This window comes from Pelagicoccus albus (genome assembly GCF_014230145.1).
Lineage (GTDB): Bacteria > Verrucomicrobiota > Verrucomicrobiia > Opitutales > Opitutaceae > Pelagicoccus > Pelagicoccus albus.
In genome coordinates this window covers 49454-73920 of sequence record NZ_JACHVC010000007.1, presented here as the reverse complement: position 1 = coordinate 73920, position 24467 = coordinate 49454, and the positions used below count along the sequence as shown (strand labels likewise).

Genomic DNA, 24467 nt, shown 5'->3' with positions numbered 1-24467 from the left:
TCCCTTCGTCAGCCCTCCAAAAACCAATCTCCCGCCGTGCCCTGGAACCGAAAAGACCTAATTTCCATCGAGCAACTCTCCGCCGAGGAGATCAATACGATCTTCGAAACGGCTGACGCCTTTAAGAAAGTCTTGGGAAGAAAGACCGCGAAAACCCCAGCCTTGCGCGGCAAGAACGTGGTTAATCTCTTCTTCGAAAACTCGACTCGCACCCGCGTGGCGTTCGAAATGGCGGCAAAACGCCTATCCGCAGATGTCACCTCCCTCGACATGAAGACCTCCTCCACAGCCAAAGGGGAAACGCTTCGCGACACCGTCGAGAATATAAGAGCCCTGCAGGCAGATATCATAATAATCCGCCACTCCGCTCCGGGCTCCGCGGGTTACATCGCCAAGATTCTTGATATCCCCGTTCTCAACGCAGGAGACGGAGCTCACGAACACCCAACTCAAGCCCTTCTGGACTGCTTTACCCTGCGAGAAAAATGGGGCAGCCTGAAAGGCCGAAAAGTGGCGATTCTCGGAGACATTCTTTACTCCCGCGTAGCTCGCTCCAACATCTGGGCCATGCAAAAGCTCGGAGCCGAGGTAACTCTGGTCGGCCCCTCAACTCTGGTTCCCAAGCAATTCGAAAAGTTAGGAGTCAAAGTTTCCCATGAGCTGAAACCTGCCTTGGCTGATAAGGATGCAGTCATGCTTCTTCGAATACAGCACGAGCGCCAAAACGCTTCCGCATTCCCTTCCTTAAACGAGTACAAAAGCATGTTCGGATTGAATGCTGACCGATTCTCGTGGCTGAAGAAAGACGCGATCATCATGCACCCCGGCCCCATCAATCGGGGCGTGGAAATAGATTCCGACCTAGCAGACTGCTCGCAGTCTGTGATTCTGGAACAAGTCACTAACGGTCTCGCAGTAAGAATGGCAGCCCTCTACCTTTGCAACGGCGGCAGCGCTGAAGCAGCCATCGCCTAACCCATTTCAAATAACACTTTCTCATGTCTGCCATCTGGATCAAAAACGGCCGCATCATAGACCCCAAAACCGAACGCGACGAACTTGGCGACCTCTTCATCGTCGACGGGAAAATAGCCGAAAAACCTAGTCAGGATATATTGGATACAGCCGAGACCATCGACGCAGAAGGCCTTGTCGTTGCGCCTGGCCTGGTCGACTTGCATGTCCACTTCCGAGTACCCGGCCAAAAGCATAAAGAAACAATCCAAAGCGGTACCGCCGCCGCCGCGGCGGGTGGATTCACCTCAGTGGTCTGCATGCCGAACACTTCGCCCTCCGTCGACAACACCGGCACGGTTCAGCTCATCAAGGACATCGTAGACAAGGAAGCCGTCGTTAACGTGTTTCCGACCGGAACGATCACCATGGGAAGACAAGGTGAAGCGCTCGCCCCGACAGGCTCGCTTTCCCGCTCAGGGATTGTTGCGATCACTGATGGAGGTAAGTGCGTACAAAACGCTGGATTGATGCGGCGCGCAGTTCAGTACGCCCACATGTTCGGAATCCCAGTCATAGACCATTGCCAAGATTATCAACTCTCTGGCGACGGGGTGATGAACGAAGGATTCGTATCCACAAAACTAGGGCTCAAGGGTATACACAAAGGAGCGGAGGACATAATTGTTGCAAGGGACATCGTTCTTTCAACTCACACCAAGGCCCACATACATCTGCAGCACATCAGCTCTAAGCTGGCCGTAGAAATTATACGCAGAGCCAAATCCCGTGGCATCAATATCACGGCAGAAGCAACTCCGCACCATATTGATCTTACCGACTCGGAGATCGAAAGCTTCAACACGAACTTCAAGATGAACCCGCCACTTCGCGAAGAAGAGGACCGACTGGCGCTCATCGAAGCTCTGGAGGACGGGACCATCGACTGTATCGCGACCGGCCACGCCCCTCATACCGACTACGAGAAAGACGTCGAATTCGATTATGCCCCATTCGGTGTGATAGGTCTTGAGACAGCCCTATCCGTAACCCTCGGTCAGTTTTATCACAGCAAGCGACTTTCTCTGGCTAAAGCCCTGTCCTTCCTCACCTATAAACCGTCTGAGATTCTACACCTCAATAAGGGAACCTTGGGTGTCGGAGCGGACGGAGATGTTATACTATTCGATCCTGATGAAACTTGGACTCCAAAGTTCAGAGGGTTCTTCAGCAAATCGAGCAACTCACCCTGGCTAGACCGTGAACTGAAAGGGAAAGTGAAAAAGACTATCGTTTCAGGTAAGCTCGTTTTCGATGGATCAGAAATCTTAGCCAACGGCTAAATATAGCCCGGCGTTTATTATATACCCAACATAACAAACGGCGGGCTTTACTCAATTTACCATAGAGCCCTCCCTCTAGGTCGCTGTCATTTAACCCCACACCGATTCCTCAGGCACTGAACGAGGCCTGACCCGATAGCCATAATGTTAAAAAATTGTTAGTATGCGTTCATTAAAAGAACAGCACCAACAATCTTATACATTATGAAAATCAAAAGTACTTTTCTCGCCACAATATCAGCTATCTCGCTCTTCGCCACCGTGCAGTCTGAAGCTGTCGAGATAGAGATGGGAGTCTGGCAGCCAGGATCCGTCGGCAACTACCGAGCCAACCCAATCGGTGATTTCGAGAGTATTCTCGATAACTATACTCTCGGCAAGTCGACCGATGGCACTTGGTTTGGAACCTTCTGCATCGAGAAAAACGAATACTTCACTCCGGGAGACACCTACCAAGTCGAGTTTAATGACGGAGCCATTTCCGGAGGCGTCTCCGGAGCCGTAGGAGGCAAGGACATCATCTCTAAAGGGACGGCGTACCTGTATAAAAACTACGCTTTGGGTACCTTAGCTGGCTTGGACTACGGATCAAGCTCCGCTCTGTACAACCTCCAGAATGCAATCTGGTACCTTGAAGGAGAAACCCGGATCGGAATGAACCCAGGCAGCAGCTTCAGTAGCTTCATCGATATCGCCATGAATGGACTGGGACTAGATCTGTCAGGAATCAAGAGCGACTACACCGGGAACCAAGTTCAAGTAATGAACCTGACCAGCCGTGGCGGAACGCTCCAGCATCAAGACCAGCTTGTCCTGGTCAGCGTACCCGATAGCGGCTCTACAATCGCTCTACTCGGCCTAGCCACTTTTGGTTTGGCAGCAGTAGGCAGACGTCGTAACAAAAAGTAGCCCAACCTACTATTTACTCCACAAAAGGCTGATCCATTTGGATCAGCTTTTTTGTATCCAAATCTTGGAAATGGCACTACAAACCCCGACTTATCATCGCATCCCAAAACCGGAGTATACTACATTTCGCATGATACATAGAGTAATCCCTCCAGTGACCTGTTAATATACTCCACTCCCATCCCCTAGGACTTGTTGATGCCTCAACCCGATAGATTTCGTGTCAATATTTTGTTAATATATTGGCCTCTTCAAAGAATCTAACAAAACAAAAAAATGAAAGCCCTTATCTTCACTTTTTCTGCAATCCTCTCCATCGCTTCACTGCAAAGCGTATCCGCAATCGAGCGCGGCAACCAACGCGACTCAGATCGCCGCGGGGACTCCAACCCTAGCTACCACCAAGATTCCGAAGGCTGTGGCGATACCTTCGAGCGAAACAATATAGGACGCGGCAATAGAAACGGACGCAATGGCAATAACGGACGCTTCCCCTACGCCCAAAACGTTCCAAGTCCTTTCCCCAACGAAAAGCCACACGACATCCAATGCGGAAACGTCGACCCAGAGCCAGGACGAAACCCAAACCCGTCGCGCCCATCTCCAAACTACGGTGACAAAACCCCCACCCACGCTGTGCCCGACAGCGGATCAACTGCAGCACTCCTTGGGCTGGCTGCTATCGGACTTGTCGCTGTACGCAAGCGCCGCAACAAGTAACTCACCAACCAAGATCCTTTACAGCAAAGGGCTGACCTATGAGGTCAGCCCTTTTTGATTAGAAAATCGTCCTAAGCATCCTAAAGAACTGGATACGTTTACCTGGGGGGACCTCCCCCTCTCGGCCCACCAAAACCGGGTCCTCCCGATCCTGGATTCTGAACCATGAATTCCATTTGCCGCTGATCTCTCTCACGTTCAGCCAACTGACGCTCCGCAAACGCAGCCAGTTGCTCATCGCTTAGAGAATCCGCTGCTGCCTCAAGCACCTGAGCATCTCGCTCAGCTCTCTCGCTGAAGTAGGTGCTAATATCGGAAGCGGTAATTTCCGAAGCTTCCCTACCGCGAATCGAAGAAAGGTCTTTCGTGTATTCGTAGTCCTGTGACACACTAGCAATAGAGGAGACTAATGCTTCGCTCTGTTCGCTGGAAAGCGGAGACTCCGTGAAGCTCAAGCTAGAGGCCAAAGCATCCACTTCATTTCGATAAGGCAAACTCGCTGTATACTCCGCCAAAGCCGCCGCGCTTTCTTCACCGATTAAAGCAGCAATCTCGTCTGCAAGGACGTCCTTTTGCAAATCCCTCTCCATGGAAATTCGATCGCGATCTTCTTCGGTCTCAGCGCTGAAACCGCGCATTCGCATTTCCCAATCCACAACCCCAGATTCCGCCATCAAAGTGCGGAGAGTTTCAAGTGCTTCGGGGCTTAGATCAAGGGTCTTGAAAAAAGCTGCATAGCGTTCGTCGACCCGGTTCATTTGCCGTTCAATCATGTCCATTCGGATCTGAGGATCTTCGAAAGCGGTGAGCATTTGCTCCATCCTCGCGCGTCTCCGTTCTTCCCTGCTCATCCCATCCTCGGGAGAATCAGGAGGTGGTCCCGCTTCACCATCCGGTCCCAACGCCCTGCTTGCAGGAGTGCCTGCGGTATCTAGAACTTGATTTTCGAGGGAAGCGGCAACGTCTTCGCTCCCGATGGCACTTTTCTCCTTTAGCTTGTTCAACTCGATCTGGAGAAATCCGGCATAGGCGACCGCGCCTACCAACAAAACCGAGAGAGTTATGGTTGATGTTTTCATTTTGATAAGCAGGGGATAGCCTCGGAACGTATCCCGAGCTCATCAGGTTGCAATCCTAGGCTTCAGGAATCGGAACTGTTCTCAGTCATATGGGTCTCTGCAATAATGCTTAACCTACCTCTCGTCCCCCCAAGAAACACCCTTGTCGCCTTCGCCGCTCTTGCCTCTCTCACGAGTCCTTTCGCAATCGCCAACAGCCAAACTGAGCAAGAGGAAGACTCACCGGCAAATTTCGACTCCCCGACCATGGAAGTTGTGTTCGTGCTTGATACGACCGGCTCCATGAGCGGCCTTATCGCCGGAGCCAAACAAAAGATCTGGCAAATAGCCGATAAGCTGAAGTCCGCCAAACCGACGCCCAACATCCGCTTCGGCCTCATCGGCTACCGGGATCGCGGAGACGACTACATTACCCGGACCTACCCACTTTCGGACAATATTGACGAGGTCTACGGCAACCTCATGCAATTTCAGGCCAACGGCGGAGGCGACGAACCGGAATCCGTTAACCAAGCCCTCTACGAAGCAGTCTCCCAAATGCAGTGGGACAGCGACCGAAGCACCCTGAAGACTATTTTCTTGGTCGGCGACGCCCGCCCGCACATGGACTACCAAGATGACGTGAAGTACGAGGTAACCTGCGAGCTCGCCCAAGCCAAGGGCATCTTGATCAACACGATCCAATGCGGAAGCAAAAGCCAAACCGCCTCATTTTGGAGATCCATTTCGGACATGACAAACGGGACCTATGCCGCCATCCAACAACAAGGCGGCACCATCGTAGTCGAAACGGAATGGGACCCGGTCATCAACGACCTCAATATTCAGCTCGACTCCACTATTATCCCCTACGGAAGCTTGAAAGAGCAAAGCTACGCTAGGAAAAACAGAAGCTTGCTCGCCGGTATGAGCAGCTCCGCCATCGCGGATCGCAGCAACTACTTGTTCAAATCGGGCAAAAGCAAAGTCATCGCTGGCTCCGGAGATCTCGTGGAAATGGTCATGAGCGGCAAATTGGATTACGACAAAATCGAGAAGGATAAACTGCCACCTGAACTCCAGGAACTAGATACTTCTGAGCTGAAAAATTTGATCGAAGAAAAATCTGCCCAACGCGAAAGCATCCAAGATGAGATCCGGGACAATCTCGCCCGCCGAAACGCGTATGTAGAAGAGGAAATGAGCAAGTTCAGCGAGTCCGACAAGGAGGAGGTTTTTGAACTCAGCGCCTTCGAAGCCTTGGAAAAACAAGCCGTAGCAGCCGGCTACTCTTTCTGATAGGCCCGCCCTCCGAGGCATGACTCGGACGAACCAATCCAATAACGCCTTGCCAAAGCGGAAAGGCCATTCGATCCTCGCCGCCTGATTACCCAAGCGGAAGGAATGAGCGGCGAATCCATACACTACATCGATCCTCAGCACATCGGCATCATCATGGATGGCAATGGGCGCTGGGCGAAACAACGTGGACACTCCCGTCCTCGCGGGCACAAGGAGGGAGCTCAAGCGACTCGTAAGATCATCGACGCCTGCCAGGAGTTGGGTATCCGCTACCTGACCCTCTACGCCTTCTCGGCTGAAAACTGGAGTCGTCCCGATATCGAGGTAAAAGCCTTGATGGAGCTGCTAGAGTTCTTCCTTTCGCGGGAAACCAAGACCCTCATCAAACGCCGCGTTCGTTTGCACGCCATCGGCCGCATCGAGGAGCTTCCCAACAGCGCTCAACGAGCTCTGAAAAAGGCGATGGCCGCCACCGAGGAATTCGACGACTGGCATCTGACCCTAGCCTTAAATTATTCCTCGCGCAACGAAGTCCTCGACGCCGCCAAGGCCTTCGCCCAAGCAATCTCCTCAGGCGAAACCTCCCCTGAAACGCGCGATTGGGCAGACTTCGCGAAACACCTCTATACCTCCAAGATTCCAGATCCGGACCTAATAATCCGGACTTCGGGCGAGACCCGTATTAGCAATTTCTTGCTCATGCAGTCCGCCTATTCGGAATTCTACTTCACCGACACCTTATGGCCTGACTTCGATAAGGCCCAACTCGAGAAAGCGATCGCCTGCTACCACAAGCGCGAACGCAGATTCGGAAAAACAGGCGAACAAATCGCTCAGCCTACCGCTTAGCGAGCTACCCTCAACGTTCGCTCGATCACACCGTGGCAAAACGCATTTTTAGTACCATTCTCCTCTGGGCCATCATCATAGGCTCTGTCAGCTACACTGCAGAGGCTGCCGTCTGGCTCATTGCCATCGTGAGTTTTGGCACCCAGTACGAACTTTACGGGCTCATGGAAAAAATGGGCCGCCGCCCCTTCAAGTCTCTGGGATCCAGCCTTGGGACCTTCATGATCCTCGGCCCATTCTACGCTCAAAAGTCGCTCGATCATCCTGTCGAAGGACTGCAAGCCAGCATCATCGCAGTCACCATCGTGGCCATCTGCCTGCGAATTCTGGTCCACCGAGAAGTCGAAGAGCGGATCGAAACCCTGGGAGCCACCTTGGTTGGACTGATTTACGTGCCCTTCATGCTGACCTTCATGGCTCGCATGCTGACCGTCACTCCAGACATGAACGAGGGCCTGATGCTCATTCTCTGGCTCATTGCCACCGCCAAATTCTGCGATGTCGGAGCCTTGGTTTTTGGTAAAGCCTTCGGCCGACACAAAATGTCGCCTAACACCAGCCCCGGAAAGACTTGGGAAGGCGCCATCGGTGGCTGCCTAACTTCCGTCGGCATCGGCTTCGCCTTCGCCCACTTCGGGGCAGATTACTTCCCTGCCTTCTTCCAGCCGGTTTGGGCTGCGGTATTCGCTCTGCCAATTGCCGCCCTATCCATCGTTTCGGACTTGGTGGAGAGCATGATGAAACGTTCCGCCAAGCAAAAGGACTCAGGCGCCTTCATTCCTGGAATTGGCGGGGCTTTCGACTTGAGCGACTCCCTTATTCTGACCTCCCCCACCGCATTTCTTCTCTTCGGGCTTCTACAATAAATACAGCTACGGACTTCCAAACCCCTTCAGTCTAGACAGCTAAGAAATGAACATCGTCCTCCTCGGAGCCACTGGATCCATCGGCGAAAGCACCCTCAAAGTCATCCGCAAGCATAGCGATCGACTCAATCTGATAGGAATCGCCGCCAACCAAAACCACGAAAAATTGGCGGAGATCGCCAAGGAATTTGGCGTCAAGCACGTCGGACTCTTTAACGAAACAGCCTGTCTCGAGGCCCAAAAGAGCTCTCAATTCGCAGCGTGCACCGAGTTTCATTCCGGCCTAGCTGGACTGGAAGAGTTGGCCTCTCTCTCCGAAGCGAACACCGTCCTAGTCGCCGTCGTAGGCACCAACGGTCTGCAACCCGCCCTGCGAGCGATCGAAGCCGGCAAAACCCTCGCGGTGGCTTCAAAAGAAATTCTGGTCCTAGCTGGAAAATTCATAATGGAAGCGGCGGCCAAATCAGGATCGCGCATCCTGCCAGTCGATTCGGAGCACAATGCCATCTTCCAATGCTTGGACGGAGCTCCGCATCGCCACCTGGACAAGCTAATCCTCACTGCCTCAGGCGGGTCTTTCCGAGACTTGCCGCTGGAGCAATTCCAGCACGTCACCCTAGAACAAGCCTTGAAGCATCCCAACTGGGACATGGGTCCGAAAGTCACCATCGATGCCGCGACCATGGCCAACAAGGGCTTGGAAATGATCGAGGCACGCTGGTTATTTGGCATGCAAGCCGATCAGGTTCAGGCAGTTATCCACCCGCAGAGCATTGTCCACTCCATGGTGCAATTCATCGACGGCTCCGTGCTGGCCCAGCTATGCCCTCCGGATATGACTTTCGCGATCCAGCACTGCTTGCTCTACCCGGACCGCGGAGAGGGTGTCGTCGCTCCGCTGGATTTTACCCAAACCATGCAGCTCGACTTTAGCGCTCCCGATTTGCAGCGCTTCCCTTGTCTGAGGTTGGCCCGCAGCGCCATGGAGGCCTGCGGAGTGGCTACAGGTATCTTCAACGCAGCGAATGAAGTGGCCGTGGACGCCTTCGTCTCGGGTAAGATAAGGTTTGTCGAAATTCCGACGATCATTGAAAAAACACTCGATTCCATCGAAAACATAGAACCAAGCACTCTGGAAGAAGTCCTTCACTACGACCGGGAAGCTCGAAGAAACGCGGCGAGCTTCGTCGAAAGACTCTAGTTTTCCGGTTCTGCTCCGAAGTCGATTAGGACGCCTGATCGTCCGCTTCTCCAGACAGCGAAAACTGGTTCGAACTCCTTCCTCCTTTCAAATACGCTTCCAAAACCCGATATGAATTTTTCCGACTTACTCGACAAAGGCTGGGGAGCCCTAATGGTGGTCCTCTTCTTTGGTGGATCCATCTTTGTACATGAACTTGGCCACTTCCTGGCTGCCAAGTGGAGAGGCCTCCACATCGAACGCTTCTCCATCGGCTTTGGCCCCAAGATCGTTTCCTGGACCCGCGGCGGCGTCGAGTACCGTCTGTCCTGGCTTCCCCTCGGCGGCTACGTGGCCCTGCCTCAGTTGGCAGACATGCGGGGGATCGAAGGGGATTCGTCCGTAGACCTCAACGCTATGCCTCCCATCGGCTACCGGGACAAAGTCATCGTCGCAGTGGCCGGAGCGGTCTTTAATATCATTTTCGCCTTCCTGCTCGCCTCCCTGCTTTTCTTCACCGGTCGGCCAACTTCGGAAGATCGCGCCTCCGTAGAGGTCGGCTTTCTGAGCGAAACCCTTTCCAACGCCCAAGGCGAACAAGTCCCAGCACCCGCCAAGGCGGCTGGAATGCAAATCGGCGACTTGATCCGCTCCATCGACGGCACCCCAGTCGACAGTTGGGACGACATCCATCAGGCAATTGCCCTGAGCTCCGGCACGAGCGATTCGGGAGATCGGGAAATCGAATTCATCGTCGAACGCGACGGCCAGGAAATCGAACTACAAGTTCAGCCCATCATCTCGGAAGGCATGAAGCTTCGCCAAGTGGGCTTACGTCCGGGCTACACCGTCATTGTGACAGCCCTTTTCCCTAATTCTCCCGCCATCAAAGCGGGCATCACTCCGGGAGATACGCTGTTGGAGCTGGACGGACAACCTATCCGCAGCGTCGCCTTCTACACCGACTACCTGAGCGATAAGGCTGGCCAAGCCGTGCCTCTGAAATTCGAGCACGAAGGCAAGGTCGTTAGCACTACCATTACTCCAGAAGAGGTCGTGGTCTGGACCGACGGACGCACCGAAACCCTCACGGGAATCGCGGGATTCGACACCAATCGCAGCCTACTCCATCAGACGCCTTTCGAGCAAATCAAGGAAGTAGCGATCACGACCTACACCAACCTGCGAGCCCTGCTGCACCGCAACTCCGACATCGGAATCTCCCACATGAGCGGACCAGCCGGCATCATCCGCGTCATCTACAGCGCCGCCCAATACGATATGCTAAGCACGGTTTGGATCGTCATTTTCATAAACGTAAGCTTGGCCTTCTTCAATCTCTTGCCTATCCCGGTTTTAGATGGCGGTCACATCGCTTTCGCAACCATCAACAAGATCCGCGGAAAATCGCTCAACCCCAACGTCATCGCCTCCCTACAAGGAAGCTTCATGCTGCTTCTCTTTGGCATGATGCTCTATGTCACTTTCTTCGACGTCAGTCGTTGGATTTCCGATACATCGGAGATCGCAGAAATCCAAGAATCACGCATTCCTCCTGTATTTGGACAAACGGAAGATTCAGCTCCAGCTGCCGAGACACCTGAGACAACCCAAGAATGAGCTCATCCTACTGCGCTTCTAGATTCGCAACCCAACGCCGCGTAAGCCGCGAGGTTCCAGTCGGAACCATAGGTGTCGGCGGAGCCAATCCGATCCGTATCCAGTCGATGACCACGACCCTTACTCAGGACGTGGAGGCGACTGTGAAACAATCAATCGCTCTTGCGGAAGCAGGATGCGAAATCGTACGAGTCACCGCTCCGAACAAAGCAGCCGCCAAAGCACTCAAGGACATTCGAGCCAATTTCTCCGCGGCAGGATTTGCTCATATCCCGCTAGTCGCAGATATCCACTTCCTCCCCAACGCCGCCATGGAGGCGATCGAGCACGTGGAGAAAGTCCGGGTCAACCCGGGGAATTATGCGGACAATAAGAAATTCGCAGTCCTCGAGTATACGGACTCCCAATACAACGAGGAATTGGAACGACTGCACGAATCTTTCTCCCCCTTGGTAAAACGAGCTAAGGAGCTCGGCAGAGCCCTTCGAATCGGCACCAACCATGGCTCCCTCTCAGACCGTATCATGAACCGCTACGGCGACACGCCACTCGGCATGGTAGAGTCGGCTCTCGAGTTTCTTCGTATCGCCCAATCTCACGGCTACTACGACATGATTCTCTCCATGAAGGCGAGCAACCCCAAGGTCATGATCGAAGCCTACCGCCTCCTTGTCGAACACATGGACAAAGAGGAGATGAATTACCCACTGCATCTCGGAGTGACCGAGGCGGGTGACGGTGAAGACGGACGCATCAAGTCGGCCATTGGAATCGGAAGCCTTCTCATGGACGGGCTGGGTGACACGATCCGCGTTTCCCTAACCGAAGACCCGGTTTACGAAATCCCAGTGGCCCAAGCGTTGGCCAAGAAGATGATGGCTCAGTGGGCTCCTGACAGCGAATCGCCAGCTAAAACTGCGGAGCCCGACAGCGTCGATCCCTACCATTTCCAAAGACGTGAAATTTCAAGCGTCACCCTTGGTCCTTCCGCGATCTTAGGTTCTGAGGAGCCGCCGCTTGTCATAACACCCGTTACGCATCCGATCTCCGAATACGTCACCATTGCAGCCGAAACGAAAACCTCACGTCCGGCTTTGGGAGACTCAAAGCTCGAGGGCCTATTGCTCAAAGCGGACAGCATCGCCGATCTCGAAAAGCTCAGCGAGCTATGCTCAGCCATACGCGGTTCCGCCGAGTTCGTAGTAGTCGAGCTAAATGACGAGCTTCCGCTCGATGAAGTGTCCTTAGCCCTGCCACACCAACCGCTACCTTTGGCGGTCCTTAGAGACTTTGGCGACGACGATTACGACGACTATAAGCAATTCGTCCAACTCTGCTCCCAGTTCAAACTCCGCCCTATCGTTGGAGTATCTCCCACCGTATCCGATAAAATATTGTCGGACCAGGTGGATGACCTCGTGCTAACACTGAGCTCCACAGTCACGCCAGAAAAACCCTATCACAAGATCGGCAGCTACCGCCAACTTTGCGAACGACTAAAGAAGCAAAGCAACAAAGCGCCGCTTTGGATTCGCAATTCGAAGTCCGAATCCGAAGAAACCAGTGGATCCGAATTCCTCGACAAGCTGCTGGATGCGGCGGTACTGACCGGATCGCTTCTTTGCGACGGCTTGGGCGACATAATCAGCATCGAGTCGGACGACGACCTTATTCGCTCGACCCGACTCTCCTACAATGTGCTGCAAGGAGCAGGAGCCCGTATAACCAAAACGGAATTCGTTGCCTGCCCGAGTTGCGGACGCACCTTGTTCGATTTGCAGACCACCACACAGCGGATACGCGAAAAGACGGGTCACCTGAAGGGCGTTAAAATCGCTATCATGGGTTGTATCGTAAACGGACCGGGTGAAATGGCAGATGCAGATTTTGGATACGTGGGCGGAGCTCCAGCGAAAATCAACCTCTACGTCGGCAAGCAGTGCGTGAAGTACAACATCCCGCAGGCTGAAGCAGACGAACGCTTAATCGATCTGATCAAAGAGCACGGCAAGTGGGTTGATCCCCAACCGGTCGCCCCATAAGCCAAACGAGCCATGCCCGTCACTCAATTCATCGGCGTCGATGGAGGCGGCACCAATACTCGAGCCGTGGCTCTAGATGAGCACGGCAACCAATTGGGCAGCGGCCACGCTGCGGGCTCAAATCCGAACAACGTCGGCTATGCGGTCGCAGCCCAAAACATAGCCAAGGCGATTGCAGGCACAGGCGTCCTGCTTGGTTCACAAACCAGCATTTGCCTCGGAATCGCTGGTCTACGCAACGAGGAGGAGCAGAGCCAACTTAGAGAAGCGTTGATTTCAGCAAACAGCCTTCTCAAGGAAGCGAGATTGCACATCACCCACGATCTAGCCATCGCCCACCATGCTGCGTTCAGAGGAAAAGCAGGCATCGTCCTCATTGCAGGAACCGGCTCGGCCTGCTACGGCAGAGACGACTCAGGCAAAGAGTTTCGAGCAAGCGGCCGGGATTTCGCTTACGATGATCCAGGAAGCGGATACGCGATCGGAATACGTGCCATCGAAAACGATTTGTTCCCTCTCGAAAACGAGCGCGAACGTATCGCTGCCTTGGCCCCTCGAGTCATAGAGCTCGCAAACAATGGGAACGATTCCGCCGCGGCCATACTACGCGAAGAGGCCACACAGATTTCCAAATTAGCCCTTAAAGTTTACTCTGAACTCTTGGAGTCAGCAGCCCATCCAGAGCTAGCTCTCAGCGGCAAACTAGTCACCACCCCCTCCTCCTACCGAACCTTAGTGCTTGAAGCTCTACAATCGTCTATGCCGGGTATCAGGATTGTTCACACACGCATGGAGCCAACGCTGGCGGCGGCTGACTTGGCCAGGCGACTTGTTCGAGACTAGCGCTCTCTGCACACAGAAAAAGAGCCGCCTCTTACGAGACGGCTCCCTCCTCTGTTTCTCTTCCCTCCTGCCAAGCGACTCGTTGGCCACCCGGCAAAAATTCAATTTCAAACTCCTGCCTTAGTCTCGGCTGCTACCCAACATGGAGAGCAGGTAGATCAAATAGCCCAACGAAGAGACAAACGCAGCAACATAGGTCCAGGCTGCAGCATCGAGCGTTTTATTTACTCCCACGAGTTCGTCCTGACCGAGAATTCCCAAGGAAACCAGCTCCTGCTTGGCGCGACGGCTAGCGTCGAACTCGACCGGTAGCGTGATCAGGTGAAAGGCGGTCATTACGAGATAACAGGCTACACCAATCTTGAGGAATATACCTCCCATCGCGGCGCCGAAGATAAAGAACGGGCCGAACATGATGAAGGGCATCAGGCTGGCAGCGATGTTGGTGACTGGGATCATAGCCATACGGGCCTTGAGCATCGAATAACCGACCTTGTGCTGAACGGCGTGGCCAGCTTCGTGGGCGGCAACACCTAAGGCAGCCAAACTGGTGCCGTTGTAATTGTGCTCACTCAAAGCGAGACGCTTGTTCACGGGGTCGTAGTGGTCAGTCAATTCCCCTGGAACCTGCACGATATCGACATCATAAATCCCTGCCTTTTGCATGACTGCCATAGCAGCTTCGCGGCCCGTGATGTTCCCCCGAGATGGGACTTGAACGTACTTGCCGTAGGCGGAGCGGACTTTGTTCTGCGCCCAGAAGGCGAGTATGAAAGTCGGCACTATTAAGATGATGAATGATAGCATTTTTGGTCTTTCGTTTTGTTACTTGGTACAGATAGCAACGAGCGTTCCATGTTCCCGAATGGGAATACCGCGCCAGTCTCACTCTCCCCTACCCACTGTCCATAAGTAGGTTGCAGCAGAAGCGATTTTTTTACCAAAAAAACGGATACAAAAAGGGCGCGACACCGTGTCACGCCCTTGTCTCAAATGCTCTTGGCAAACCTCGCCAAATGTCCCAATCGCCTACAGCAAGCCGCTACGGCGAAGCAATGCGTCGGGATCGGGCTCGCGGCCCATGAAGTCCTTGAAAAGCTTGGCGGGGTCTTCGGAGTTACCCTTGGACAAGATACAGTCGCGGAACGCCCGTCCGGCTTCCTCGCTGAAGACGCCTTCCTTTTCGAAGCGGGTAAACGCGTCCGCATCCAGCACCTCGGCCCACTTGTAGGAGTAGTAGCCGGCCGCATAGCCGACTGGACTAGAGAACAAGTGCCCGAAGCGGCGAACGATGCTGCGGGGAGTCGTTTTGAGATTCGCAAGATAACCTTCGAGCGACTCGCGCAACTTGTCGTCGAGATCGCCGTCCATGAAATTCTCCGGATCGAGATGCATCTCCAAATCCATTTTTCCGAAGCTGAGCTGGCGCATCATAAACGCGGCGCTCTGGAAATTTCTGGCCGCCACCATTTTCTCGAAAAGCTCATCGGGGATCGGTTCACCCGTTTCGTAGTGCCGGGCAAACTGATCCAAGCTCTCGCGGTTCCAGCACCAGTTTTCCATGATCTGGGAAGGCAGCTCTACGAAGTCCCAAGCCACGTTCACTCCGTTGAGCGACTTGATGTCTACGCGACCCAGCAAGTGGTGCAAAAGGTGTCCGAACTCGTGAAACACAGTTTCGACTTCGTTGTGCAAGAGCAAGGCTGGCTTGCCATCGACGGGCTCGGTCATGTTGCCGGTAATCAATCCGACGTGCGGGCTGCGTCCACCTTCTGCTAGCGGAGCTCCTGTATCCAGATAGTTCATCCAGGCGCCGCCACGCTTCTCTTCACGTGGGTGCCAGTCTGCGTAAAAGTAGCCGAGCAATTCGCCGCCCGCGTCGTAGAGATCGTAAAGCTTCACATCTGGATGCCAGCCTTTTTCCGGGCCTTCGTGATTCTGTATCCGCAATCCGAATATCCGCTCCGCGATCCGGAACATGCCATTCAGCACGCTATCGATCGGGAAGTAAGGCCTCAGAGCCTCGTCGTCGAAATCGTATTTCGCGATACGTAGCTTTTCCGACCAGTAGGCCACGTCCCACGGATCAAGGCGATCCTTAGGCTGGCCTGTCTGCTGCGAAACGAATTCTTCCAGCTCATCGTATTCACGATCGAAAGCAGGTTTCGTCTTGGCGAAAAGGTCCTCCGTGAAGGAGAGCGCATTGGCACCAGACTTGGCCATGCGACGCTGCAACACTTGATCCGCGAAATTCGCCTTCCCGAGAAGCTCGGCCTTTTCTTGCCTCAACTTCAAGATGTCGCGGATCAGCTGGCTGTTATCCCACTTGTCCTTGAGACCGATCAGAGCCGCTTCTTCGTAAATCGTTTTACGCAGCTCGGAATCCTCAGCGTACTTTAGGACCGGCAAGAACGAGGGCGCCTGCAATGTGAAACGCCAAACGGGTTTCTCGTCGGTGCCATGCCCCTTGCTTTTGGCATTTTGGCGAGCGGCAGCCTTGGCCGAATCAGGCAGACCCGCGAGACGGCTTTCGTCATCGATCAGCAACTCGTAGGCGTTCGTGGAGTCGAGAACATTGTCCGAGTAGCTCTTTGTCTTTTCAGCGAGCTCTTTGTTGAGCTCTTCCAAGCGAGACTTCTTCTCCTGCGGCAGGTCCGCTCCGGCCTGCTCGAAGTCAGCCATGGTCTCTTCGAAAAGACGTTTTTCGATTCCGCTTAGCTTCGCAGCCTCAGGTTTCTCCGCGAAGCTCTTCAGGGCAGCCCAAAGCTTAGCATTGAGCGGGATGCGAGAGGAATACTCGGTCACCTTTGGCAACATGGCCCGGTGAGCCTCGCGCAAAGCCTCGCTGTCTTTGACGGAGGTCAAGTGGTCAACGCGTCCCCAAGCTCGGCCCATCGTTTCACCCGCCGCTTCGAGGGCTAAAAAGGTGTTTTCGAATGTAGCGTCTTCGGGACTGACTTCGCAGATGGCGTCTATCTCCGCCTGACCTTCCTTGAGGGCGGCTTCGATATCGGCTTGGATCGCGTCAGGGCTCAAGGTCGACCAATCGACCAGCTTGTCGGGGCTATGAAATGGATGTGACTTAGTACTCATTTTGGGTGAACGCTAGACCTCTCAACTCCCAATTCAACCGAGAAGCGCGATTTAGGGCAACTCACCCCCAGCTCGCCACAAGCTTTATTCAACAAGCCGATAAGCTCAACTACTATCGGCGAAGCCCAATCAGCAGACCATCTCACGCGTTGCTTTTAAAACAGCCACCTATTGAATTCGCCACCTATGTCCAAGCACGCAACCACCGCCCTTCGACACGAAGAATTCGGCAAGCCCGAGGAAGTTCTCAAGCTCGAGACCCTCGAACTTCCGGAGCTAAAGCCCGGCCAAGCCTTGTTGAAAATCTTGGCTAGCCCGATCAACCCTGCCGACATGGGCCGGGTAGGCGGAACCTATGGAGATTTGGCGGACTTGCCGGCTGCAGCGGGTCTGGAAGGCGTCGCGGAGATCGTGGAGACCAACGGCGACTGCCAGTTCAAAGTCGGGCAACACGTCTTCGTGCCGAGTGTCAACGGAGCATGGCAGAGCCACACCATCGTGGACTGCTGCGAACTTTATCCAGCGCCGGAAAAGCTTTCCGTAGAGCAAGCTGCCATGGGTTGGGTAAATCCCGCCACGGCTTGGAAGTTGATGCACGACTTCGCCCAACTCCAGGCGGGCGATATCATCGTACAAAACGCGGCGACATCGGCTGTTGGAAAACTGGTTATCCAGATCGCCAACCACCTCGGTATCAAAACCATTAATCTCGTGCGCAGCCTGGATGCGGAGGAGAATTTGAAAAAACTGGGTGCCAGCATCGTGTTGATCGACGATCGCGACGCCGCAAAAGCCGCTCTCAAATTCACCGAAGGCAAAAAGGCGAAGATCGCCCTCAACTCCGTAGGCGGTTCGAGCTCGCTCGGCATGTGTAAGCTCCTCGAGGACAAGGGAACCTTGATCACCTTCGGTGGCATGGATCGCGATCCCGCTCCTTTCCCGACCCGGTACTTGATTTTCAACGACATCTCCCTGCGCGGATTCTGGGTTAGCAAGTGGTACAAGACTGCCCCTCGCGAAGAAATCACCGCCCTCCACAATGAGCTCTTCACCTTCATGGAAAAGGCGAAGATCCACGTAGACGTAGCAGCGACTTACCCGCTAGAAGATTGGCAGGAAGCCCTCGCCCACGCCTCCAAAGCAGGCAAGACTGGCAAGGTCCTCTTCAAACCCAACGGCGACTAGGCGATACGTTTCGCGCAACGCCGTCTTCGGGCGGCGTTAACTTAACGCTTCCCTAACTGCGGGCTGCAGTTCAATCTTCCTCGCTGTGGCCGACCAACCCTACAAGTTCCGCAAAAGTGTGGAGCGTCTTATTTCCAACTTTCGAGGCATTCCGGAAAACTATCCGGGAGAAGCCCCGAAAACGGAGCGTGACATTAGCGGAGTGGTCGATCGCATCCTCGCCAAATACAAGATCGGCGTCGACTCCCTAGAGGATCGCATCACTCAAAACTGGCCGCAAATTGTCGGAGCCGCCAACGCTCGCAACTGCAGCCCCTCGCGCATAGAAAAGGAACGAACCCTCCTGATCGCCGTATCCAATCCTGTGATTCGCCAAGAACTGGAGTTCAACAAGCGCCTCATCTTGCAAAACCTGCACAAGATCGAAGGCGGCAAGAAGATCCGGAATATCTTTTTCAAGTCCGGCTAAGCTCGTCCAACGCGGGCTAACGGCTACGCAATTTCGAAAGCAATCGCAGCAGTTCCACGTAAAGCCAGACCAGCGTCACAAGAAGGCCAAACGCCGCGTACCATTCGAGGTATTTAGGAGCACCGCGTGCAGCCCCGTTTTCGATAAAGTCGAAATCGAGAACCAAATTTAGTGCGGCAATCACCACCACAAACAGACTGAAGGCTATTCCGACGGCTCCACTTTCATGTATCAAGGGTATCGATACTCCAAAGAATCCTAGCACCATCGAAAGCATGTAGACGATGAAGATGCCACCAGTCGCCGCCGCTACGCCGAGTTTGAAATTCTCCGTGGCCTTGATAACGCCGGTTTTATAAGCAAGCAGCAGAGCGAAAAGTACACCGAAGGTAAGCAGCACAGCTTGAAAGACGATTCCCGGAAACTGCATTTCCATAAAGGCGGAGAGGACCCCCAATACCAGCCCTTCCACGATAGCATAGAGCGGAGCGGTGATCGGTGCTGCCGTCTTCTTGAAAATGGTGATCATGGCCAAAACCAATCCACCTATGCTTCCGCCAATCATCCACGGATAGAGTGCAGTCGGGTCAGTGGCGGCAAAGGTCTTTTCCCAAGTAAAAATAGCCGCTACCCATAGCAAACAAACCAGCAAGCCAGTCTTGTTGACCGTACCGTTGATGGTCATTGCTCCGTCGCCCGTTGCGCGGTGATCGGTTTCGAAGGCTTTGTCTGAAAGGGCAGGATTCGATGTTCTCATAGCGAACTAATTTGGAGGGCCAGTGGCCGGATGCAAGAAGCTTGGAGACCTAGCCCATTAAGGCTCGACTGAAAAACTTGCCTTGGCCTCAAAGCTGCGACCATCCGGATGCGTCGCAGTCACCGTGACCTGATGCTCTCCCGTATTCATGTCCGAGGGGAAGTAGCCCTTCCACAAGTGGAAACAGATCTTTGGATCCGGCAGTCGCTTTTCCGGAAGCGGCTGTCCTTCATCGTCCTGTGCCAGATAAGCGGCCACGTATCCAGGATCCCATGCAAGCGTATGGCCCATACCTCGACTTTGCTCTCTTTCGTCGATTCGGGCCGTCACAGTCCAGCCTTCATGGCCATCGAATACGTTGGCATAAAAAGAAACCCAACCCTGCCCTTCCTTTATCCGCTTAGGAACGGTTAAACCGATCTGGTAATCAGCCGGGAAACTGGTGGGGCGATACTCGCTACGGAAGCCATCAGCGGTCACTTTCAATATCGCGAAACCAGGTGGAGTGCCATCCCACATGGTCGAGACTGGAATTCCGTTCTCGTCCAGAGGTCCACCCCAAAACGACCCGCAAGCTGCCGCCACATTGTATTCGTGAAGTGGCGACTCGCCGACCCAGCCCTGCTCTTCTTCATGAAAATAGTGACGCTGGTAATGCGTATGGCCGCTAAGGAACATACTATTCGTACGACCTTTCAAAAGATCAAAAAGCCGTTCCCGGTCCGCGACCCTAAACGTATCCACTCCGTCGATATCCGGTTGAAACATAGGGATGTGAGCCATCAAGACCAAAGGCTTTTCTTTGGGTACAAAGGCCAACAGATTCTCCAACCATACAAACTGATCCTCGCGCAATCCGCCGATGTACGTTTTGCGGCCATTCACATCCACTGGGAAGCGCACATCATCCAAACCGATGAACAGAGCCGGGCCCGATTCGAATGCGAAATTGGCGGGACCATACAGTGCCTCGAAACTCGCCACCGCCTCTCCATCGACAACGGCGTCGAAGTCGAGGTCGTGGTTACCATTGACGTAATAAAAAGTGGAGTCGATGCGAGACAGGGCACGGTTAACCTTGGGCAGCAGACTCAAGTCGTCGTTCACCACATCACCGAGAGTTACCCCGAAATCGAACTTCTCTCCGCTAGCCAGAATCGCTTCCACGGTGGAATCGCGGAGGTAGCCAACGTCGGTCTCCGTGTAAGTCTGCGTATCTGCAAGGACCAAGGCTTTGGCAACCGACTTCTTTTCCGTTTTCCAAAGCGGAAAATTCGCAGTCTCCAAACTGGAGTCATGATAGTAGAGCGGACGCCGGTCATCGGTTAGGCGTGTCTCCCAACCGTTTGGGATAACCACAAAAACGAAGTCGCCCCCCTCTTCCGTCAGTTCGTAATGCCCCGACTCGTCGCTCGCCAGCACTTGATTTCCATTGGTGACCAAAACACCTTCGATTCCCGGCTCTCCAGAGTCCAGCTTGCCGTTTTTGTTGAGGTCCGAATAGACCACGCCACTCACCGCCATGAGCGTTGAGAGCAGCGGACCAGTAACCAAAAGAGAGAGAGCGAGTCGTTTTAGCACGACCCAGATTTGCGAATTTGGAAGCGGTTTTTCAACCTCCTTCCGCCCCTTCCTCAGAAACAATCGCGCGACCTAGAGAGACGTCCGCTGGTAGCGGCGGTATTGCGGCTCCCAGAAAACCCGGTCGATGGAGCGTTCCAGGGCGAGCTCCGTCATGTCCAAGGCAACCCCCTCTTCCATGGCCTGACGCGCCACGCGGCGAGCGATCAAGCGGCTCAAATCGCGGATTTCGTTCAAGGCAGGCAAGAGCGGCTGTCCCGTTCCTCTTTGATGCGGAGCACTATCGGCCAAGGTGCGGCTAGCGGCGATCAACATGCCTTCCGTTACTCGAGTGGCACGACAAGCCAACACGCCAAGTCCGATCCCCGGGAAAATATAGCTGTTGTTGCACTGCGAAATCTGGTGCGTCGTTCCCTTGTAGGAAACCGGATCAAACGGGCTTCCCGTCGCCACGATGGCCGCTCCATCCGTCCAAGTGATGACATCTTCTGGTGTCGCTTCCGCAAGGCTGGTCGGATTGGACAAAGGCAGGATGATCGGCCGCTCCACTTGCTTAGCCATAGCTCGGATCTGGCTTTCCTTAAACAGTCCAAACTGACCGGATACGCCAATCAGCACGGTCGGCTTCGCGCCCTTGATCAAGCTTTCCAGCGATACCTTACCATCCGCGTCACGCCAAGGATCTGCGAGCTTTTCGTCCTGAGCCAGCTCTTGCTGGAAGTCGAGCAACCCCTTCATGTCTGTAGTGAGCAGACCATCACGATCCACCATGAACATACGAGACTTGGCCTCCGCCTCGGAGAGGCCTTGAGCCCTAAGGTGAGCAACGAGGTGAGAAGCAATCCCGCAGCCAGCGGAACCTGAGCCCACGAAGCAGACACGCTGATCCGCGAGGGTTTCGCCTTTGCGATCACAGGCCGCGAGCAAAGTGCCTGCCGCCACAGCCGCGGTTCCTTGAATGTCGTCGTTGAAACAACAAAGCTCGTCCTTGTAGCGCTTGAGCAAAGGCATCGCGTTGGGCTGGGCGAAGTCCTCAAACTGCAAGAGCACGTCCGGCCAAAGGTCCTTCACCGCCTTGATGAATTTGTCTACAAATTCGAAATACGCCTCACCTCGGATACGTGGAGAGCGTTTCCCCATATACATCGTTTGGTTGACCAAATCCGGATTGTCGCAACCCACATCAAGCGTAATCGGCAACGTATTCGCTGGGCTGATACCTCCACACGCGGAATAGATAGCGAGCTTGCCAATCGGGATTCCCATCCCGCCGATTCCCTGGTCGCCGAGACCCAGAATACGCTCACCATCCGTGACGACGATTACGTTAACCTTCTTCTTGGTCGCATTTCGTAGGATGCGGTCAATCTTATCGCGATCGTCGTAGCTAATGAAAAGACCACGCTTGCGGCGGTAGATCTGCGAAAACTTCTGGCACGCCTCGCCTACAGTCGGAGTATAAATCAACGGCAACATCTCTTCCAGATAGTGCGTCAGCAACGAATAGTAGAGCGTCTCGTTTGTATCCTGGATACCTCGCAAATAGATATGCTTATCCATCCGTGTGGTGAGCTCGCAAAACTGATGGTATACGCGATCACGCTGCTCCTCGATTGTTTCGATACAGTGGGGCAGCAAGCCCTCGAGATTGAACTCCCGTCGTTCGCGCTCCGTGAAAGCGCTTCCTTTGTTTAACAAGGGAACTTCGAGCAGGACAGGACCTGCGTAGGGGATGTAGAGGGGACGCTTGGACTCAGCTTCAGGCATTGCCTTGCGATAGAAGATCGGCAGAACCTCAAAGCAAGCTGTTTCTAATGCTCAACATAAAAGCATATTATACTCAGACTTCTAATCATTAGGATAACTGCACAAAAAAGGCGGACCAATCGGCCCGCCTTCGGAAAGGGATCAAAAGCTAAAGGGATAGCTTATTTAGCGCACTTGACCGCTTGCTCGCGGATCAGCTTGAAGAAGTCATTTCCTTTGTCGTCCACCAGAATGAAGGCAGGGAAGTCTTCTACTTCGATCTTCCAGATCGCTTCCATACCGAGCTCTTCGTACTCGACGAGCTCAACCTTCTTAATGCTTTCCTGGGCCAAGATCGCCGCCGGTCCACCGATCGAACCGAGATAGAATCCTCCGTGAGCCTTACACGCATCGGTTACCTGCTGGCTGCGATTTCCTTTGGCCAGCATGATCATGCTACCGCCCGCGGCCTGGAATTGCTCCACATAGGAGTCCATACGACCCGCTGTAGTCGGACCAAAGCTTCCGGATGGCAGACCCTTTGGAGTCTTAGCCGGACCTGCGTAGTAGATCGGGTGATCCTTGACGTACTGAGGAAGCCCCTCGCCGCGATCGAGGCGTTCTTTCAATTTTGCGTGAGCAATATCGCGAGCCACGATGATGGTGCCCTTCAAGGACAAGCGAGTCTGAACCGGATACTGAGTCAGCTCCGCGAGGATCTCCTTCATCGGACGGTTGAGATCGAGTTCGATAACCTTCTTTTCCGCCTTAGCCTTGAAGGCTTCTGGAATGAAACGAGCGGGATCGCCTTCGAGTTGTTCGACCCAAAGACCGTCCTTGTTGATCTTCGCCTTGATGTTGCGGTCCGCGGAGCAGGAAACGCCTATACCTACTGGGCAGCTGGCTCCGTGGCGAGGCAGACGAATGATACGAACATCGAGGGCAAAGTACTTGCCGCCGAATTGAGCTCCGATTCCGCACTCCTTGGCGCGTTCCAAAATCTTGTTTTCCAACTCGATGTCGCGGAATCCACGGCCGAGGTCGTTGCCGGAGGTTGGCATGTTGTCCAAGTACTTCGTCGAAGCCAGCTTCACGTACTTGAGGTTCGCTTCCGCCGAAGTGCCGCCGATCACGAAACATAAGTGGTACGGTGGGCAAGCTGCCGTACCGAGGCTCATCATCTTCTCGACCAAGAAGCTCTCGAGTCGCTCCGGATTGAGCAGAGCCTTGGTCTCTTGGTAGAGGAAAGTCTTGTTGGCCGAACCTCCGCCTTTACAGAGAAACTGGAATTTGTACTCCGCCCCTTCGGTCGCATACAGGTCGATCTGAGCTGGAAGGTTAGTGCCAGTATTCTTCTCCTCGTACATGGAGATCGGAGCGGTCTGCGAGTAGCGAAGATTCTCGTTGGCGTACGTCTCGTAGATGCCTTTGGACAAAGCCTCCTCGTCGCAACCGTTGGTCCAGACTCGCTGGCCTTTTTTGCCCATCACAATTGCAGTCCCCGTATCCTGACAGAAGGGCAACACGCCTTGGGCCGAAACTTCGGCATTGCGGAGCAAGGTCAGCGCGACGTGGCGATCATTCTCGGACGCTTCTGGATCCTCAAGGATCGCTGCCACCTGCTTGAGGTGAGCCGGACGCAACATGAAGGAAACGTCGCGAATCGCCGTCTTCGCCAGGTAGGTAAGAGCGGCGGGGTCGACCTTTAGGATTTCCTGCCCTTCAAATTCGGAAACGGAAACAAACTCGTTAGTGAGGTGACGATATTCGGTGTCGTCCTTGCCCGTTTCGATGATGGGCTGGTACTTGAATTCTGGAGATGCCATGGGCGCCACCGTAAGAAACGTTCAGAATACCGCAAGCGCAGGATAATTAGTTCCGCTTATCATTAAGAAAACTGATATACCGCATCAGAGTATAGGAGCTGCCTTTTTAGGACTCTCAGAAAAA

At 54.0% G+C, this 24467-nt stretch carries 20 protein-coding genes; 13 read left to right on the top strand and 7 right to left on the bottom strand.

The genetic code is table 11. The features are described 5' to 3' along the window. Positions 1-36 precede the first annotated feature (36 nt). The 4 genes from H5P27_RS07145 (at position 37) to H5P27_RS07130 (ending at position 3926) form a co-directional block, all read left to right on the top strand. Entirely contained in the window at positions 37-975 is a 939-nt protein-coding gene (locus tag H5P27_RS07145; protein WP_185659708.1) for an aspartate carbamoyltransferase catalytic subunit, read from the top strand. Between the two features lie 23 nt (positions 976-998). After that, entirely contained in the window at positions 999-2297 is a 1299-nt protein-coding gene (locus H5P27_RS07140) for a dihydroorotase (RefSeq protein ID WP_185659707.1), read from the top strand. A 204-nt stretch (positions 2298-2501) separates the two neighbouring features. Further along, a complete protein-coding gene (locus tag H5P27_RS07135) occupies positions 2502-3206 on the top strand; it encodes a VPDSG-CTERM sorting domain-containing protein (protein WP_185659706.1) in 705 nt (234 codons plus the stop codon). A gap of 276 nt (positions 3207-3482) precedes the next feature. After that, entirely contained in the window at positions 3483-3926 is a 444-nt protein-coding gene (locus tag H5P27_RS07130; protein WP_185659705.1) for a VPDSG-CTERM sorting domain-containing protein, read from the top strand. A gap of 98 nt (positions 3927-4024) precedes the next feature. On the opposite strand, the gene H5P27_RS07125 is transcribed toward H5P27_RS07130, so the two are convergent. Further along, complete coding sequence (locus tag H5P27_RS07125) at positions 4025-5005, bottom strand: hypothetical protein (RefSeq protein ID WP_185659704.1); 981 nt, start codon at positions 5003-5005, stop codon at positions 4025-4027. Positions 5006-5110: 105 nt separating this feature from the next. Here H5P27_RS07125 and H5P27_RS07120 point away from each other — a divergent pair, with 105 nt between their 5' ends. From H5P27_RS07120 to H5P27_RS07090, 7 genes are all read left to right on the top strand, one after another. Continuing rightward, positions 5111-6283, top strand: coding sequence for a vWA domain-containing protein (locus H5P27_RS07120; protein ID WP_185659703.1), 1173 nt, complete (start codon positions 5111-5113; stop codon positions 6281-6283). A 105-nt stretch (positions 6284-6388) separates the two neighbouring features. Continuing rightward, complete coding sequence (gene uppS, locus H5P27_RS07115) at positions 6389-7135, top strand: undecaprenyl pyrophosphate synthase (protein ID WP_185659702.1); 747 nt, start codon at positions 6389-6391, stop codon at positions 7133-7135. Positions 7136-7167: 32 nt separating this feature from the next. Then, complete coding sequence (locus H5P27_RS07110) at positions 7168-8001, top strand: phosphatidate cytidylyltransferase (RefSeq protein ID WP_185659701.1); 834 nt, start codon at positions 7168-7170, stop codon at positions 7999-8001. Between the two features lie 46 nt (positions 8002-8047). Next, the gene (dxr, locus tag H5P27_RS07105) at positions 8048-9202 is read left to right on the top strand and encodes a 1-deoxy-D-xylulose-5-phosphate reductoisomerase (RefSeq protein ID WP_185659700.1); all 1155 of its coding nucleotides are present in this window, start codon (positions 8048-8050) and stop codon (positions 9200-9202) included. 111 nt (positions 9203-9313) lie between these two features. Next, positions 9314-10801, top strand: coding sequence for an RIP metalloprotease RseP (gene rseP / locus H5P27_RS07100; protein ID WP_185659699.1), 1488 nt, complete (start codon positions 9314-9316; stop codon positions 10799-10801). Next, positions 10798-12843: a (E)-4-hydroxy-3-methylbut-2-enyl-diphosphate synthase gene (gene ispG / locus H5P27_RS07095; RefSeq protein ID WP_185659698.1), complete on the top strand. Its 2046-nt coding sequence runs from the start codon at positions 10798-10800 to the stop codon at positions 12841-12843. Before rseP ends, ispG begins: the two co-directional genes overlap by 4 nt. Positions 12844-12855: 12 nt before the next feature. Next, positions 12856-13686 (top strand): BadF/BadG/BcrA/BcrD ATPase family protein, encoded by an 831-nt coding sequence (locus tag H5P27_RS07090; RefSeq protein ID WP_185659697.1) that lies wholly within the window; start codon positions 12856-12858, stop codon positions 13684-13686. A gap of 120 nt (positions 13687-13806) precedes the next feature. Here the strand turns inward: H5P27_RS07090 and H5P27_RS07085 are convergent, their stop codons facing one another. Both H5P27_RS07085 and H5P27_RS07080 read right to left on the bottom strand, forming a co-directional pair. After that, a complete protein-coding gene (locus H5P27_RS07085) occupies positions 13807-14493 on the bottom strand; it encodes a zinc metallopeptidase (RefSeq protein WP_185659696.1) in 687 nt (228 codons plus the stop codon). Between the two features lie 222 nt (positions 14494-14715). Then, positions 14716-16779, bottom strand: coding sequence for a M3 family metallopeptidase (locus H5P27_RS07080; protein WP_185659695.1), 2064 nt, complete (start codon positions 16777-16779; stop codon positions 14716-14718). 186 nt (positions 16780-16965) lie between these two features. Between H5P27_RS07080 and H5P27_RS07075 the strand changes: the two genes are divergently transcribed. Next, positions 16966-17964 carry an MDR family NADPH-dependent oxidoreductase gene (locus H5P27_RS07075; RefSeq protein ID WP_185659694.1) on the top strand — a complete coding sequence of 333 codons (999 nt, stop codon included), beginning with the start codon at positions 16966-16968 and terminating at the stop codon, positions 17962-17964. A gap of 85 nt (positions 17965-18049) precedes the next feature. Further along, complete coding sequence (locus tag H5P27_RS20050; protein ID WP_185659693.1) at positions 18050-18433, top strand: DciA family protein; 384 nt, start codon at positions 18050-18052, stop codon at positions 18431-18433. A gap of 16 nt (positions 18434-18449) precedes the next feature. Here H5P27_RS20050 and H5P27_RS07065 read toward each other — a convergent pair whose 3' ends face one another. From H5P27_RS07065 to H5P27_RS07050, 4 genes are all read right to left on the bottom strand, one after another. Continuing rightward, positions 18450-19190, bottom strand: a complete 741-nt coding sequence (locus tag H5P27_RS07065) for a Bax inhibitor-1/YccA family protein (RefSeq protein WP_185659692.1) — start codon at positions 19188-19190, stop codon at positions 18450-18452. Between the two features lie 57 nt (positions 19191-19247). Then, a complete protein-coding gene (locus H5P27_RS07060; protein ID WP_185659691.1) occupies positions 19248-20771 on the bottom strand; it encodes a calcineurin-like phosphoesterase C-terminal domain-containing protein in 1524 nt (507 codons plus the stop codon). A 72-nt stretch (positions 20772-20843) separates the two neighbouring features. Further along, complete coding sequence (locus H5P27_RS07055; protein WP_185659690.1) at positions 20844-22538, bottom strand: NAD-dependent malic enzyme; 1695 nt, start codon at positions 22536-22538, stop codon at positions 20844-20846. Positions 22539-22699: 161 nt separating this feature from the next. Then, positions 22700-24343, bottom strand: a complete 1644-nt coding sequence (locus H5P27_RS07050) for a fumarate hydratase (RefSeq protein WP_185659689.1) — start codon at positions 24341-24343, stop codon at positions 22700-22702. Between the last annotated feature and the right edge of the window lie 124 nt (positions 24344-24467).